Origin of the sequence: Streptomyces sp. IBSBF 2435 (assembly GCF_036815005.1) — a bacterium.
In the GTDB taxonomy this organism is placed as follows: domain Bacteria; phylum Actinomycetota; class Actinomycetes; order Streptomycetales; family Streptomycetaceae; genus Actinacidiphila.
On the sequence record NZ_JAJSYW010000033.1, the window covers coordinates 25155 to 40388 of the forward strand.

Below are 15234 nucleotides of genomic sequence, written 5' to 3' on the forward strand. Positions count from 1 at the left end.
CTGAACATTACGCCTGATGCGTGGAGCTGAAACGGGGTTCGACGGCACGGTTTGGATCTTTTTCCTGCCGGGTTTCGAGGTTTGACGGCGTCAGGAATCGGCCGGTCGCGAGCAGTACGGCCGTGGCGACGACCGCGCCGCCGCCCGCCACGCCGAATCCGGCGGCAGCTCCGCCGTGCTGCGCGGCCACTCCCGCGGCCGCGGTGCCCAGGGCCGCGCCGACGCCGACGGAGGTCACCACCCAGGAGAAGGCCTCGGTCACCGTGCCGGCCGGGGCGTTCCGGTCGACCACCAGGAAGCCGCAGGCCAGGGCAGGTGCCAGGAAGAGCCCCGACAGGGCGGCGAGCGGCAGCATCCAGGGCACGCCGGGGACCAGCATCAGCGGCGGGTAGCAGACCGCGAGCGCCACGCTCAGCGCCCGCAACCGCCGCTCCGGCGCGCCCGGCCAGGACCTGGCGCCGTAGGCCAGGCCGCCGGCCAGCGCGCCCACCCCGTTGGCGGCCAGGACGTACGCGGCCACCGGTCCGCCGCCGTGCGCGTCGCCGTACGCCACGGCGGCCAGCGAGATCGCGCCCAGGGCGATGCCGAGGAAGAAGAACGCGCCGAGCAGCACGGCCAGGCCCACCGAGCGCAGCGCGCCGAGCCAGTGCGCCGCGCGCTCCTCGGCCCGCCAGCGGCGGGAGGGCGCCGCGGTGACCACCACGAGCGTGCCGGCCACCCCGAGCAGCCCGGTGACCACCACGGCCGCCGCCTGGGAGGCGGTCGCGACAATCAGCGTCACCAGCAGCGGGCCGAGCGTGAACAGCACCTCCTGGGCGGCGGCGTCCAGCGCGTACGCCCGCTGCACCCGGTCCTCGGCCCCCAGCACGTCGGGCCACAGCGCCCGCAGCCCGCCCTCCAGGGGCGGGGTGGCCATCCCGGCCAGGACGACCGCCGCGGTCGCCAGCGGCAGCGGCCCGGGGCCCGTGGCGGCGAGCAGCGCGAAGCCGGCCGCGGACAGCAGGGCGGCGCCCGCCATCACCCGCGGCTGGCCGCGCCGGTCCACCGCCCGGCCGAGCAGCGGCTGCCCGACGGCGACGGAGCAGCCGTAGACCGCGGACAGCGCGCCGGCCAGCCCGTAGCCCGCGCCCTGCGAGCGCAGGAAGAGCACGATGGCGAGCGCGGCCATGGCGTTGGGCAGCCGCCCCAGCAGGGTGCCGCCCAGCAGCCGGGCGGCGTGGGGCGTTCGCAGCAGGTCCGCATAACCGGTGGCCATGCCGCCCCTTCCCTCGGTTGGTGTTACGTATAACGTCTGGTCGAATACGTACCATGGCGGTGCCTGCGGGGTCCACCCGCGGGCATGGGAAGACGGCGCTGGAAGGCGGCACAGGGTGCACGACGCCGACACGGGCCCGCCGTCCGCACGCCGGGGGGCGCCCGGCGTGCGGCCCACCTCGCGGGACGTCGCACGCGCCGCCGGGGTGTCGCAGGCGACGGTGTCGCTGGTGCTCGGCGGGAAGTGGCACGGGCGGGTCTCCGAGCGGACCGCGCAGACGGTGCGCGCGGCGGCCGGCGACCTCGGCTACCGGCCGAACCTGGCCGCGCGCAGCCTGCGGCTCGGCGCGACCAGGACGGCGCTGCTCGTCGTCCCCGCGCTCACCCACGAATACTTCGCCCGGGTCTACACCGGCGCCGCCCGGGTCGCCGACGAGCACGGCTTCGGGGTCGTGCTCTACCCCTCGCCGGCCGGCGTCGGACCGGCCCGCGACCCCTTCGGCTCGGCGCGGGCCGCGATCGACGGCGTCATCGCCTCGTCCATGGCGGCCGACGCGCTCTCCGGCATCGGCGACGGCGGGCTGCCGCTGGTGATGCTCGACAGCGACCCCGACGTGCCCGGCGGGCCGCCCACGGTCAACCTCGCCGTCGCGGACGGCATGCGCCAGATCGCCCGGCACCTGCTGGGCCTCGGGCACCGGCGCATCGCGCACATCGCGGCGGATGTGGACACGTGGACCTTCCGGGTCCGCACCGAGGTGGTCGACACCGAGCTGGCCGCGGCCGGGCTGCCGCCCGCGGCTCGGCAGCGGTCCGGGCTCGACGTGGCCACGGCCAGGGACGCGGCGGTGCGCGCCCTGAGCGCGCCTGGGCCGCGGCCGACCGCACTGCTGTGCGACGGCGACATCATCGCCGCCGGGGCGTGCAAGGGCGCTCGGGCGCTGGGCCTGCGGGTGCCGGATGACGTGTCCGTCTCCGGGTTCGACGATCTGTCGCTGGCGTCGGCGCTCGATCCTGAGCTGACGACGGTTCGGCTGCCCGCCGAAGCCATCGGGGAGCGGGGGATGGGGGCGCTGCTCGACCTTCTTGCGGGGCGGCCCGCGCCGGCGGTCGAGCTGCCGCTCACGCTTCTGGCCCGTGCGTCCACGGCTCCGCCGCCGTGAACTGTCCGTGGCCTTGCGCGTGCGCTACGTGCGTGTCCGCCGCGCCGTCGTGGCCGGGCGCGCGGTTCCCCCCGCCCTTCAAAGGCTGCCCCCTTGCGGTGGCCTTCGCGCGTGCGGTGCGATCCGGCTGGGCGCGCGGTTCCCCGCGTCCCTGGGGGCTTGCCCTCTGTGGTGGAGGCCCAGAGGGGTGGGGGAACCGCGCGCGCAACCAGAACGGCGGGAAATGAAGCGACGCCACCGGACGTGGCAATCGCTCAGGGGTGCCGGGACAGGGCGCGGGCCGCAGGGGCGGGGGCACCCGGGGGGAAGTTACTCCTCCTCGTCCGAGGGCTCGTCGGTCTTGGTCGTCGCCGCGCTCTCCGCGTCGAGCAGCCGCGCGAGCTGCCTGCCCAGGATCCGCTTGAACTTCCGCTGCTGCGGCCTCGTGCGGTCCAGGACCGCGACCTCCAGCTGCTCGGCCGTCAGCTGACGGTCACTGCCGTTGTTGTCCCGGCCGAGCGACTCCACCGCCAGCGCCAGCGCCTCCGCCAGCGTCATGCCGTCCCGGTGCCGCTGGTCGAGGTAGCTGCCGATCTGGTCGGAATTGCCGCCGACGGCGACCGCTCCGTGCTCGTCCACGATGGAGCCGTCGTGCGGCAGCCGGTAGATCTGGTCGTCCTCGGGGGCCGAGCCCACCTCGGCGACGATCAGCTCCACCTCGTACGGCTTCTCGCCGACGCTGGAGAAGATCGTGCCCAGCGTCTGCGCGTAGACGTTGGCGAGCCCGCGGGCCGTCACATCGTCGCGGTCGTAGGTGTATCCGCGCAGGTCGGCGTAGCGCACCCCGCCGATCCGCAGGTTCTCGAACTCGTTGTACTTGCCGACCGCCGCGAAGGCGATCCGGTCGTAGATCTCGCTGACCTTGTGCAGCGCGCGGGACGGGTTCTCGGCGACGAAGACGATGCCGTCGGTGTACTGGAGCACGACGACGCTGCGGCCACGCGCGATGCCCTTGCGGGCGTATTCGGCGCGGTCCGCCATGGCCTGCTGGGGTGAGACATAAAAGGGCGTGGACACCGGCTAACCGTGCCTTTCTGCAGTCGGCGCTGGGACAGTGCGGAGGTGGGTCGGCTGACCGTCGGTCACAGCACCTGGGCCTGCGGCCCGTCGGGACGCTCGAGACGGGCGTCGATCACCTCGCGGGCGATCTCGGAGACCTCGGCGTCCGGCAGCCGGCGGAAGCCGTCCTCCGTCATCACGGTGATGAGCGGGAAGACCCGCCGGGCCAGGTCGGGGCCGCCGGTGGCCGAGTCCTCGTCCGCCGCGTCGTAGAGGGCCTGGATGACGGCGGTGGCCAGCTGCCTTTCCGTCAGGTCCTTGCGGTAGAGCTTCTTCAGGGCGCTGCGGGCGTAGACGGAGCCGGAGCCGGTGGCGGCGAAGCCGGTTTCCTCGCTGCGACCGCCGGTCACGTCGTAGGAGAAGATCCGGCCCTTCTCGCGGTCGGTGTCGTAGCCGGCGAAGATCGGGACGACGGCGAGGCCCTGCAGGGCCATGCCGAGGTTGCCCCGGATCATCGTGGACAGCCGGTTCGCCTTGCCCTCCAGGGACAGGGTGGCGCCCTCGATCTTCTCGTAGTGCTCCAGCTCCAGCTGGAACAGCTTGACCATCTCGACGGCCAGGCCCGCGGTGCCGGCGATGCCGACCGCGGAGTATTCGTCGGCGGGGAAGACCTTCTCCATGTCGCGCTGTGCGATGACGTTGCCCATCGTGGCGCGCCGGTCGCCGGCCAGGATGACGCCGCCGTCGAAGGTCGCGGACACGATCGTGGTCCCGTGCGGCAGTTCGACGGCGCCCTTGAGCGGCGGCAGCGTCCGGTTGCCCGGCAGCAGGCCTGGCGAGTGCTCGCCGAGGAAGTCGAGGAACGACGACGAGCCGGGCGTCAGGAAGGCGGCCGGCAGACGCCCGGTGCTGCGAGAGTTGGCTTCCACGCGATTCCTTCCACACGATCTTGAGGTCGTAACGGACCCTACCCGCCGGTCCGGAAATCCATCCGCCCCGCGGACCGGAGAACGGCCGCGGGGCGGGGTGAGAGCGGCTACTGGCCGCCCTTCTGGACGAAGGACCTGACGAAGTCCTCGGCGTTCTCTTCCAGGACGTCGTCGATCTCGTCGAGGACGGAGTCCACGTCGTCCGAGAGCTTCTCGTGGCGTTCCTTGAGGTCGTCTGAGGTCTGGGCGTCCTGCTGGACCTCCTCGGCCTCGTCCGTGGAACGCGTCGCCTTCTGCTGTCCGCCGTCGGTGTCCTTGGTTGCCATGTCCCTCACCCCGCTCGGTTGCGTGTCCTGCAAGATCAGACCCTACAAGCAGGGCCCGTCCCCGGCTCTCGAATACGTGAACGTCCGAGTGCTACCCCGTTGATTCCCGGTTCTGACCCGTTTCAGCCGCCGGACAGGATGCGAACCAGGTCCTCGGCCGTACGGCAGCGGTCCAGCAGCTCCTTGACGTGGTTGCGGGTGCCGCGCAGCGGTTCGAGGGTGGGCACCCGTTGCAGTGAGTCGCGGCCCGGCAGGTCGAAGATCACCGAGTCCCAGGAGGCGGCGGCGACGTCGTCCGCGTACTGCTCCAGACAGCGGCCGCGGAAGTACGCCCTGGTGTCCTCAGGGGGCTTGGTGGCGGCCCTGACGGTCTCCGGCTCGTCCAGCAGCCGCTGGATGCGGCCCCGGGCCACCAGGCGGTTGTAGAGCCCCTTGTCGGGCCGCACATCGGCGTACTGCAGGTCGACCAGCTGGAGCCTGGCCGCGTCCCAGCCCAGATTGTCGCGGCGCCGGTAGCCCTCCAGGACCTCCAGCTTGGCGACCCAGTCCAATTCGCCCGACAGGCTCATCGGGTCGCTCTCCAGCCGGTTGAGCACGTCCTCCCAGCGGACCAGCACGTCCTTGGTCTGCGGGTCCGCGTCGGAGCCGTAGCGCTCCTCGGTGTATTTGCGGGCCAGCTCGAAATACTCCATCTGGAGCTGTACCGCCGTCAGAGTGCGTCCGTTACGCAGGGTGACCAGCCGTCGCAGGCCGGGGTCGTGTGAGACGTCGTGCAGGGTGCGGACCGGCTGGTCCACGGCCAGGTCCACCTTGATGAAGCCGTCCTCGATCATCGACAGCACCAGGGCGGTGGTGCCGAGCTTGAGGTAGGTGGAGATCTCCGAGAGGTTGGCGTCGCCGATGATCACATGCAGCCGGCGGTACTTCTCGGCGTCGGAGTGCGGCTCGTCGCGGGTGTTGATGATGGGGCGCTTGAGGGTGGTCTCCAGGCCGACCTCGACCTCGAAGTAGTCCGCGCGCTGGCTGAGCTGGAAGCCGTGCTCGCGGCCGTCCTGGCCGATGCCGACCCGGCCGGCGCCGGTGACCACCTGCCGGGAGACGAAGAACGGCGTGAGGTGCCTGACGATGTCGGAGAACGGCGTCTCGCGCTTCATCAGGTAGTTCTCGTGGGTGCCGTAGGAGGCGCCCTTGTTGTCGGTGTTGTTCTTGTACAGGTGGATCGGCTGGGCGCCGGGCAGCTGTGCGGCGCGCAGCGCCGCTTCGGCCATGATCCGCTCGCCGGCCTTGTCCCACAGCACCGCGTCCCGCGGATTGGTGATCTCCGGCGAGGAGTATTCGGGGTGGGCGTGGTCCACGTAGAGCCGGGCGCCGTTGGTGAGGATCACATTGGCCAGGCCGATGTCCTCGTCGGTGAGCTGGGTGGAGTCCGCCGTGTCCCGTGCGAGATCGAAGCCGCGGGCGTCCCGCAGCGGGTTCTCCTCCTCGAAGTCCCAGCGGGCTCGGCGCGCCCGGTGCATCGCCGCCGCGTAGGCGTTGACGATCTGGGACGAGGTGAGCATGGCATTGGCGTTCGGGTGGCCGGGGACGGAGATCCCGTACTCCGTCTCGATGCCCATTACTCGCCGTACGGTCATGCGGCCCTCCTTGCCCGGCTCCGGCCCGTGCGGGCCGGAAAACACACCGGCTGCGGGTACCCGCTGTCGGGACCCGCAGCCGGAGGGTAGTGCTTACAGATACTGTCCGGTGTTTGCCACCGTGTCGATGGAGCGTCCCGTGTCGGCACCCTGCTTTCCGGTCACCAGGGTGCGGATGAAGACGATCCGCTCGCCCTTCTTTCCGGAGATACGGGCCCAGTCGTCGGGGTTGGTGGTGTTGGGCAGGTCCTCGTTCTCCTTGAACTCGTCGACACATGCCGCGAGCAGGTGGGAGACGCGCATGCCGCGCTGGTCGTGGTCCAGGAAGGCCTTGATCGCCATTTTCTTGGCCCGGTCCACGATGTTCTGGATCATCGCTCCTGAGTTGAAGTCCTTGAAGTACAGGACCTCCTTGTCACCGTTGGCGTAGGTGACCTCGAGGAAGCGGTTCTCCTCGGTCTCGGAGTACATCCGCTCGACCACGGACTGGATCATGGCGTCCACGGTGGCCGCCTTCGACCCGCCGTGCTCGGCGAGGTCCTCGCCGTGCAGCGGGAGGGTGGCGACCAGGTACTTCGAGAAGATGTCCTTGGCCGCCTCGGCGTCGGGACGCTCGATCTTGATCTTGACGTCCAGCCGGCCGGGCCGCAGGATCGCCGGGTCGATCATGTCCTCGCGGTTGGAGGCGCCGATCACGATGACGTTCTCCAGGCCTTCCACACCGTCGATCTCGGCGAGCAGCTGCGGGACGATGGTGTTCTCCACGTCCGAGCTGACGCCGCTGCCGCGGGTGCGGAAGAGCGATTCCATCTCGTCGAAGAAGACGATGACGGGGGTGCCCTCGCTCGCCTTCTCCCGCGCACGCTGGAAGACCAGGCGGATCTGCCGCTCGGTCTCGCCGACGTACTTGTTCAGCAGCTCGGGGCCCTTGATGTTCAGGAAGTAGCTCTTGCCCTGCGGCTGCCCGGTGACCTCGGCGACCTTCTTGGCCAGCGAGTTGGCGACCGCCTTGGCGATGAGCGTCTTGCCGCATCCGGGCGGGCCGTAGAGCAGCACACCCTTCGGCGGACGCAGTTCGTACTCCTTGAACAGGTCGGCGTGCAGATAGGGCAGCTCCACGGCGTCGCGGATCTGCTCGATCTGATTGCCCAGGCCGCCGATCTGGCGGTAGTCGATGTCGGGGACCTCCTCGAGGACCAGCTCCTCGACCTCGCTCTTCGGCACCCGTTCGTAGACGTAGCCGGAGCGGGGTTCGAGCAGCAGGGCGTCGCCGGTGCGCAGGCTGCCGTCGAGCAGCGGTTCCGCCAGGCGTACCACCCGCTCCTCGTCGGTGTGCCCGATCACCAGGGCGCGCTCGCCGTCCTCCAGGATCTCCTTGAGGGTGACGATGTCGCCGACCCTCTCGAAGGCCATCGCCTCGACCACGTTGAGCGCTTCGTTGAGCATCAGCTCCTGTCCGCGCCTGAGCTCGCCGAGGTCGACCGAAGGGCTGACGTTCACCCTGAGCTTGCGCCCGCCGGTGAAGATGTCGGCCGTGCCGTCCTCGTTGGCCTGCAGGAAGACGCCGAAGCCCGCCGGTGGCTGCGCGAGCCGGTCGACCTCCTCCTTGAGGGCCACTATCTGGTCGCGGGCCTCGCGGAGTGTGCTGGCCAGCCGTTCGTTCTGCGCGGACACGCCGGACAGATTGGTCTGCAGTTCGACGATCCGCTCTTCGAGAATCCTCGTGTGACGCGGAGAGTCGGCGAGCTTGCGTCGCAGGACGGCGATCTCCTGCTCAAGAAAGGCGACCTGGCTCATGGGGTCTTCCGAACCACGAGCGGGTCGGCCGCCACGGTTGATGTCGTCGTCGTGGGCCGCCACGGTCCTCACCTCCTCCAAGGGGAGCTGGACGTTTCCAGACCCTACCTGGGCCGGTGGGGGTTGAAACCCCTAGATCACAAAGACGATCGCGGTGTGTCCGATCTTCACCCTTGCGTACGTCCCTCCGCCACTGGGATACCCACCGAGCGCGCCCGGAAAGCCGCCGGTTGTATCGTCGATTCGGTCAACAGCCGGACAGGGCGGTTGCTTCCCGAACGACCAACGGCAGGGATGAGTTTCCGTGAGCAACGAGACGGCCGAAGGACTTGAGGTCTGGATCGATCAGGACCTGTGCACGGGCGACGGTATCTGCGTGCAGTACGCGCCGGAGGTGTTCGAGCTGGACATCGACGGTCTCGCCTATGTGAAGGGCGAGGGCGACGAGCTGCTGCAGGCCCCCGGCGCGACCGTACCGGTACCGGTGGCTCTGCTGCGGGATGTGGTGGACTCGGCCAAGGAGTGCCCGGGCGACTGCATCCATGTGCGCCGGAGCGCGGACCGCGTCGAGGTCTACGGCCCCGACGCGGAGTGAGCGGAGTGAGCAGGCGCGGCGGCGCCCGCCCGGCCGGTCAGACGGTGTTGGCGGCGGGGCCCGGAAGGGCCACGTAGCGGCCGTCGCGCCATTCCCAGGAGTAGCCGCGGCTCATATCGGGGCAGCACTGCGGGACGCTGTCCGAGGAGAAGCCCAGCACGGTGGCCCTGACCGTGCGGCCCTCCAGCCGGAAGTCGCTGATCTGCCGGTTGTCCTGGGGATTGACCAGCGTCACGGCGATCCGCGGGGCGCCGCCCGCGGCCTCGGGCGCGGACAGGACGTAGACGCCGCTGGGCGGGGTGCCGGTCTCGGAGTGGCAGCGCACCACCACGGCGGTCTCGGGGCGGCCGTCGCCGTCGAGGTCGCCCGAGACCTTGCTGATCACATCGGTTTTCGCCCCGTTCGCGCAGGTCAGCGGGTAGCTGGCGGCGGCAGGGTCGGGGGCGGCGACCGGCGTGGCGGGCGGTCTGCGGTCGGCGGCGGACTTGCCGGGCGAGGCGTCGGCGGGCTGGACCAGGGCTATCGCGGCCACTACGGCGCCGAGAGCGGCGGCCGTACTGATCCAGTGGACGCCGCGGCTGCGGGTGTGCGGAAGGTCCTGGCCTGCGGACGGCTGCACTCGCCTGTCTCCTGGGGTCGTTCGGCGGGGGTGGCCAGCATGGTGCCATACGTCACACCGGAGCGGAACGCCGGGGGCCGCGGTGACGCGGGTGATCCTCCGCGGAGCGCTTTCCTCGCCATCCTTGCGGCATATGTACCGCTTTGACAGGGCGTGAAAAGCCGCCCCGGGGGGGGGGGGGGGGGCCCCCCACCCCCCCCCCCCCCCCCCCCCGGCCCCCCAACCCCCCCNCCCCCCCCCCCCCCCCCCCCCCCCCCCCCCCCCCCCCCCCCCCCCCCCCCCCCCCCCCCCCCCCCCCCGCGGCGAAGTTGGCCGAAACTGCCTACCGCGGAAGCGGGCTCAGCGGTCGGCGGCGGAGCCGCTCGCGCTGCCGGGCCCGGTGTAGTCCTCGCCGTAGGCGCCCTTCGCGGGCCGGCGGCGGCGCAGCGGCGGTTCGACGCCGTCGGCGAGCCGGCGGGCGGTCAGCAGGAAGCCGGTGTGGCCGATCATCCGGTGATCGGGCCGGACCGCCAGGCCCTCGACGTGCCAGGTGCGGACCATGGTCTCCCAGGCGGCCGGCTCGTTGAAGCTGCCGTGCTCCCTGATCGCCTCGACGGTACGCGCCAGCTGCGTCGTGGTGGCCACGTAGGCGCACAGGATGCCGCCGGGCACCAAGGCCTTGGAGACCGGCTCCAGGCACTCCCAGGGGGCCAGCATGTCGAGGATGACGCGGTCCACGTCGGTGTCCGACAGGTGGTCCTGGAGGTCACCGACGGTGAGCTGCCAGGCCGGGTGCGGGCCGCCGAAGTAGCGCTCCACGTTCTGGGTGGCGATCTCGGCGAAGTCCGCGCGGCGCTCGTAGCTGTGCAGCATCCCGTGGTCGCCGATCGCCCGCAGCAGGAAGCTGCTCAGCGACCCCGACCCCACGCCGGCCTCGACCACGCGGGCGCCGGCGAAGATGTCGGCCATCGCCAGGATCTGCCCCGCGTCCTTGGGGTAGACCACGGCGGCCCCGCGGGGCATGGACAGGACGTAGTCGGGGAGCAGCGGGCGCAGCGCGAGATAGGCGACGTTTCCCGTGGTTCGGACCACGCTGCCCTCGGGAGCACCGATCAGCTCGTCGTGCGGGAAGGCACCCTTGTGGGTGTGGAACTGCTTCCCGGCTTCGAGCGTGAAGGTGTAGTGGCGTCCCTTGGGGTCGGTGAGCTGGACCTGGTCCCCGACTCTGAAGGGCCCGCGTCGGCGGGCGGCACCGGTCGGTTCGGACATGGGGATCACCTTATCGGGCTTTTCCGCCGCCCCTGACCGGCGCGTCCCCCCGTGCGGGGCGCGCCAGGCGGCCGGGTGGGACCTCGGCAGTCGGCCGGACGGCGGCGCTCAGGCGACCGGACACCGGCCCCAGCAGGGGGCCGGACCGCCGCCGCTCAGGACGGGCGCGACATCGCCGCGATGAAGGCCTTCTCCACGTCCGAGGTGGCCAGCACGCCGAAGATCTCGCCGCCGGGCTCGACCACCAGGTATTCGGTGGACGGTGTCGCCCGCAGGACGTCGAGCAGGGCTTCGCCCGCCAGTTCCGCGGAGACCCGCATGCCGGGGGTGAGGTCCTGGGCGAGGCCGCTGACCGCGACCCAGGGGCGGCGGTGCTCGGGGATGGTGACGATCGAGGACTCGCGCACCAGCGCCGTGGGGTCGCCGCGGCCGTCGACCACGACCAGCGCCCTGGCGCCGGACTCGTGGGCCCGGCGCAGCGCCTCGGACAGGGGGGTGTCGGAGGAGACCGGGACCGCCCTGCGGGTCAGGGTGCGGGCCTTCAGCTCCGGCAGCCGCTCGCGCAGCCGGGCCATCCGCAGGCTGTTGCCCGCGCCGGTCCAGATGATGGCCGCCAGGATGGCGGCGAGCAGCGCGTCGGTGAGCGAGTCGAAGCCGCTGCCGCCGTCGCCGCCGCGGGCGTAGGAGAGCATCGGCAGCCCGATGAGCACCGCGAGGGCGAGCCCGCGGCCGACCCAGGCGGCGGCCACCGTGCCGGTCATCGCCTTGCCGCTGATCTTCCAGACCACCGCCCGCAGCATCCGGCCGCCGTCCAGCGGCAGACCGGGCAGGAAGTTGAAGATCGCAACGATCAGATTGCTGATCATCAGACCGGCGAGCAGCACCCCCGGCACCGTCCCGGACTCGACCAGCTGCATCCCGCCGAAGAAGACCCCGGCGAGCACCAGCGACAGCAGCGGTCCGACGAAGGCCAGGATGAATTCCCTGCCCGGGGTGTCGGAGTCCTTCTCGATCTCCGAGACACCGCCGAAGAACTGCAGCTGGATCCGCCGCACCGGCAGCTTGAACCGCAGCGCCGCCACGGTGTGCGCCAGCTCGTGGACCAGCACCGAGCCGTAGAAGGCCACCGCGAAGAACAGCGAGACCAGGTAGCGGACCCCGCCGAGGTCGGGCAGCACGGTGTCCAGCTGGTCGCCGAAGACCCAGGTGATCAGGGCCGCTACCAGGAACCAGCTGGGCGCCACGTAGATGGGCACGCCGAAGAAGCGGCCCATGAGGATTCCGCCGCCGGGGCCTCGCGGAGACTTGCCGGGGTCGCCGTTCTGGCCAGGGGCGTCGCTCTTCCGGGACGGCGGCCGACCGCTCTCGCTCACTGCTTCCCCTCGTTCGGATCCGGGCCTGGCACCGGTCATGCGCGCCGAGGCCACTGCTGCCATGCTATTGCGCCGTTACGCCCGGCGGGCACCGGCGTGTCAGTGGCAGGCCGTAGGGTCGTCCCCCATGGGGACCAGCACCGAGAGCATTCCGCCGCGACCGCCGACATCGCTGTCGCCGTCGCGCGCGGCCGACTTCATGCGCTGCCCGCTGCTGTACCGGCTGCGGGTGATCGACCGGCTGCCCGAGAAGCCGACGCAGGCCGCCACCCGCGGCACCGTGGTGCACGCCGTTCTCGAACGGCTCTTCGACGCCCCGGCGGCCGACCGCACCGCCGAACGGGCCAGGGATCTGGTGCCCGGCGAGTGGGAGCGGCTGCTGGCCGCGCGGCCCGAGCTGTCGGTGCTGTTCGACGCGGCGGACCCGGCCGCGCTCGCCGCGTGGCTGGACAGCGCCCGCGCCCTGGTGGACCGCTGGTTCACCCTGGAGGACCCGACCCGGCTGGAGCCAGCCGAGCGCGAGCTGTACGTCGAGACGGTGCTGGAGTCCGGGCTGACGCTGCGCGGCTACGTCGACCGGCTGGACGTCGCGCCGGCCACCGGCGACCTGCGGGTGGTGGACTACAAGACCGGCAAGGCCCCGCGCCCGCAGTATGCCGACGAGCCGATGTTCCAGATGTCCTTCTACGCCCTGGTGCTGTGGCGGCTGCGCGGGGTGGTGCCGCGCCGGCTGCAACTGGTGTATCTGGGCAGCGGGGACGTGCTGACGTACGACCCCTCGGAGGCCGATCTGCTGCGCACCGAGCGCAAGCTGCTGGCCCTGTGGGAGGCGATCAGGGCGGCCACCGACAGCGGGGACTGGCGGCCGCGCCGCACCCCGCTGTGCGGCTGGTGCGACCACCAGGCGGTCTGTCCCGAGTTCGGCGGCACTCCCCCGCCCTACCCGCTGGCGGCGATGGCCGGTGCCCCGCCCCTCGTGGGCGAGAATGATCCGGTCTAGCGAGGACGGAGGAGTATTCGTGGCGATCCGCGTGCTGCTGGTGGACGATCAGCCCCTGCTGCGTACCGGTTTCCGGATGATCCTGGAGGCCGAGCCCGACCTGGCGGTGGTCGGTGAGGCCGGGGACGGCCAGCAGGCGCTGGACCAGGTGCGGGCGCTGCAGCCCGATGTGGTGCTGATGGACATCCGGATGCCCCGGATGGACGGGGTGGAGGCCACCCGGCAGATCACCGGGCCGGACCGCGCGGGGCCCGCGAAGGTCCTGGTACTGACCACCTTCGACCTCGACGAGTACGTGATCGAGGCGCTGCGGGCCGGGGCCAGCGGATTCCTGCTCAAGGACGCGCCGGCCGCCGAACTGGTGCAGGCGATCCGGGTGGTGGCCGCGGGCGAGGCGATGCTCGCGCCGAGCATCACCCGGCGGCTGCTGGACAAGTACGCGGGCCGGCTGCCCTCGGGCGACGAGTCGGTGCCGCAGCCGCTGCACGCACTGACCGAGCGCGAGGTCGAGGTGCTCAAGCTGGTGGCCCGCGGGCTGTCCAACGCGGAGATCGCCGCCGAGCTGTTCGTCTCGGAGACCACCGTCAAGACCCATGTCGGGCACGTCCTGACCAAGCTGGGACTGCGCGACCGGGTGCAGGCGGCGGGAGAGTGCGGCGGTCAGCCGCTCTGGCCCCGGCCCAGCTCCCAGAACTGCGTGGTGGTGGAGGAGTTCAGCGCCCACTCGACGCCGGTGATGTTGCTGCGGGCGGCGATGTACTGCTTGCCCTGCCACAGCGGCAGCATCGGCACATCGGTGGCGATCAGGTTCTGCGCCTTGGTGAAGTCCGTCGTGGTGGCACCGCGCTCGGCCTGCTTGCGGGTGGCCGGCAGCAACTGGTCCTGGATCGTCTTGTTGTTGTAGGCCAGGTTGAGGAAGTTGTCCTTGTCGAAGAACGGCGCGATGTAGTTGTCCGGGTCCGGGAAGTCGGGCAGCCAGCTCAGCGCGAAGATCTCGTAGTCCCGGTCGGACGCCTTCTTGAGGAAGGTGTTCCACTGCTCGCTCTTGGCCGTGACGTCGAACAGCCCGCTCGCGTTGAGCTGCCGGGCGATCTCCTGGGCCTCGGCCTGGTTCATCGTGCCGCCGTTGTCACGGCGGAAGTTGATGGTCACCGAGACCTTGTCGGTGATGCCGGCGCTGCGCAGCTCGGCCTTGGCCGTCGGGACCGAGGGGTCCTTGTAGATGTTGTAGAACGAGTTGGTGTGCGTGGTGATGCCCTGCGGGATCACCGAGTACAGCGGGTCCGCGGTGCGCTTGTAGACGTCGCGGGTGATCGCCTGCCGGTCGATGACCTGGGCGATGGCCCTGCGCACGACCACGTCCTTGAGGGCCGGCGAGTCGGTGTTGAGGAACAGGAACCGCGCCTCGCCGCCGGGCGACTCGGTGAGCTTGACGTTCGGGTCGGTGCTGCCGAGCAGGGTGCCGATCTGGTCCGGGCTCAGGGTGCGCGCCATCACGTCGATGGTGCCGGCCCGCAGCGCGGCCTCCATCTTGTGCGAGTCGGCGAACAGCTTCAGCTCGATCGCGCTGTTGTTGACCTTGAGGGTGCCGCCGTAGTGCGAGTTCTTCGAGAACTCGCCCTGCTTGGCCTGCACGAAGGAGTCCATCGTGTACGGCCCCGAGCCGACCAGGCGGAAGCCGGTGTACGGCTTGTCGGGGGCGTAGACCTTGCTGTCGACGATCGCGGCGGCCGGGGTGGCGAGCTTGGCGGGGAAGGTCGCGTCCGGCGCCTTGAGGTGGAAGACCACCGTCTTGCCGTCCGGGGCGTCCACCGACTTGACGCCCGATATCAGCGAGGCGGGACCGGCCGCCCAGTTGATCTTCTGCATCCGGTCGATCGAGAACTTCACGTCCTGCGCGGTCAGCGCGTCACCGTTGGAGAACTTCTGGTCCTCCCGCATCGTGCACTGGTACGTGAGCACGCTGACGTCGGTGTAATGGCAGTCCTTGGCCGCGTCGGGGCTCGGCGTGGTGCTGCCGCGCTGGTAGGTCAGCAGCATCTGGAACGTGTTGTAGAAGACGTTCCAGGTCGCGCTGTCGTACGAGGTGGCGGGGTCGAGCGGCGCCGGGTTGTCCTTGGTCAGCTCGATGCTGTCGGTGGTGCCGACGACGATGGCCTTGCCGCCACCGCTCCCTCCGCCGGAACCGCCGCACCCGGTGAGCAGGGGTGTCATCACGCCCAGCAGGGCGGGCAGCACCAGAAGCTTGCGGTTCATCG

At 71.0% G+C, this 15234-nt stretch carries 13 protein-coding genes and 1 pseudogene; 4 read left to right on the forward strand and 10 right to left on the reverse strand.

Features of this window, described 5'->3' with window-relative positions:
* Nucleotides 1-7: 7 nt before the first annotated feature.
* A complete protein-coding gene (locus V7E46_RS09355; protein ID WP_333767981.1) occupies nt 8-1255 on the reverse strand; it encodes an MFS transporter in 1248 nt (415 codons plus the stop codon).
* Nucleotides 1256-1421: 166 nt separating this feature from the next.
* Between V7E46_RS09355 and V7E46_RS09360 the strand changes: the two genes are divergently transcribed.
* Nucleotides 1422-2417 carry a LacI family DNA-binding transcriptional regulator gene (locus V7E46_RS09360; RefSeq protein WP_333767982.1) on the forward strand — a complete coding sequence of 332 codons (996 nt, stop codon included), beginning with the start codon at nt 1422-1424 and terminating at the stop codon, nt 2415-2417.
* A 309-nt stretch (nt 2418-2726) separates the two neighbouring features.
* Here V7E46_RS09360 and prcA read toward each other — a convergent pair whose 3' ends face one another.
* The 5 genes from prcA to arc all read right to left on the reverse strand — a co-directional run bounded on the left by prcA (nt 2727) and on the right by arc (nt 8204).
* Nucleotides 2727-3473, reverse strand: coding sequence for a proteasome subunit alpha (gene prcA, locus V7E46_RS09365; protein WP_329180523.1), 747 nt, complete (start codon nt 3471-3473; stop codon nt 2727-2729).
* Between the two features lie 65 nt (nt 3474-3538).
* A complete protein-coding gene (gene prcB / locus V7E46_RS09370) occupies nt 3539-4384 on the reverse strand; it encodes a proteasome subunit beta (RefSeq protein WP_329180521.1) in 846 nt (281 codons plus the stop codon).
* Nucleotides 4385-4491: 107 nt separating this feature from the next.
* On the reverse strand, nt 4492-4710 hold the full coding sequence (locus tag V7E46_RS09375; protein ID WP_329180520.1) for a ubiquitin-like protein Pup: 219 nt from the start codon (nt 4708-4710) through the stop codon (nt 4492-4494).
* A gap of 122 nt (nt 4711-4832) precedes the next feature.
* A complete protein-coding gene (gene dop, locus V7E46_RS09380; protein WP_333767983.1) occupies nt 4833-6344 on the reverse strand; it encodes a depupylase/deamidase Dop in 1512 nt (503 codons plus the stop codon).
* 93 nt (nt 6345-6437) lie between these two features.
* Nucleotides 6438-8204, reverse strand: a complete 1767-nt coding sequence (gene arc, locus V7E46_RS09385) for a proteasome ATPase (protein ID WP_329180516.1) — start codon at nt 8202-8204, stop codon at nt 6438-6440.
* A 241-nt stretch (nt 8205-8445) separates the two neighbouring features.
* Between arc and V7E46_RS09390 the strand changes: the two genes are divergently transcribed.
* The gene (locus V7E46_RS09390; RefSeq protein WP_329180514.1) at nt 8446-8736 is read left to right on the forward strand and encodes a ferredoxin; all 291 of its coding nucleotides are present in this window, start codon (nt 8446-8448) and stop codon (nt 8734-8736) included.
* Nucleotides 8737-8773: 37 nt separating this feature from the next.
* Here V7E46_RS09390 and V7E46_RS09395 read toward each other — a convergent pair whose 3' ends face one another.
* From V7E46_RS09395 to V7E46_RS09405, 3 genes are all read right to left on the reverse strand, one after another.
* The gene (locus tag V7E46_RS09395; protein ID WP_333767984.1) at nt 8774-9355 is read right to left on the reverse strand and encodes a hypothetical protein; all 582 of its coding nucleotides are present in this window, start codon (nt 9353-9355) and stop codon (nt 8774-8776) included.
* A 339-nt stretch (nt 9356-9694) separates the two neighbouring features.
* A complete protein-coding gene (locus tag V7E46_RS09400) occupies nt 9695-10603 on the reverse strand; it encodes a tRNA (adenine-N1)-methyltransferase (RefSeq protein WP_329180510.1) in 909 nt (302 codons plus the stop codon).
* Between the two features lie 155 nt (nt 10604-10758).
* Nucleotides 10759-11976, reverse strand: coding sequence for a site-2 protease family protein (locus V7E46_RS09405; RefSeq protein ID WP_333767985.1), 1218 nt, complete (start codon nt 11974-11976; stop codon nt 10759-10761).
* 127 nt (nt 11977-12103) lie between these two features.
* On the opposite strand from V7E46_RS09405, the gene V7E46_RS09410 reads away from it, so the two are divergent.
* Nucleotides 12104-12976 carry a RecB family exonuclease gene (locus tag V7E46_RS09410; RefSeq protein WP_333767986.1) on the forward strand — a complete coding sequence of 291 codons (873 nt, stop codon included), beginning with the start codon at nt 12104-12106 and terminating at the stop codon, nt 12974-12976.
* A 19-nt stretch (nt 12977-12995) separates the two neighbouring features.
* Nucleotides 12996-13622: pseudogene (locus V7E46_RS09415) on the forward strand (response regulator); the annotation flags it as partial.
* 14 nt (nt 13623-13636) lie between these two features.
* On the opposite strand, the gene V7E46_RS09420 reads toward V7E46_RS09415, so the two are convergent.
* Nucleotides 13637-15232: an ABC transporter substrate-binding protein gene (locus tag V7E46_RS09420; protein ID WP_333767987.1), complete on the reverse strand. Its 1596-nt coding sequence runs from the start codon at nt 15230-15232 to the stop codon at nt 13637-13639.
* Nucleotides 15233-15234 lie beyond the last annotated feature (2 nt).

Excerpts from the sequence above, each read along its gene's own strand:
- V7E46_RS09355 (WP_333767981.1), bottom strand. The coding sequence starts at position 1,255 with ATGGCCACCGGTTATGCGGACCTGCTGCGAACGCCCCACGCCGCCCGG.
- V7E46_RS09375 (WP_329180520.1), bottom strand. The coding sequence starts at position 4,710 with ATGGCAACCAAGGACACCGACGGCGGACAGCAGAAGGCGACGCGTTCC.
- dop (WP_333767983.1), bottom strand. The coding sequence starts at position 6,344 with ATGACCGTACGGCGAGTAATGGGCATCGAGACGGAGTACGGGATCTCC.
- V7E46_RS09400 (WP_329180510.1), bottom strand. The coding sequence starts at position 10,603 with ATGTCCGAACCGACCGGTGCCGCCCGCCGACGCGGGCCCTTCAGAGTC.
- V7E46_RS09410 (WP_333767986.1), top strand. The coding sequence starts at position 12,104 with ATGGGGACCAGCACCGAGAGCATTCCGCCGCGACCGCCGACATCGCTG.
- V7E46_RS09420 (WP_333767987.1), bottom strand. The coding sequence starts at position 15,232 with ATGAACCGCAAGCTTCTGGTGCTGCCCGCCCTGCTGGGCGTGATGACA.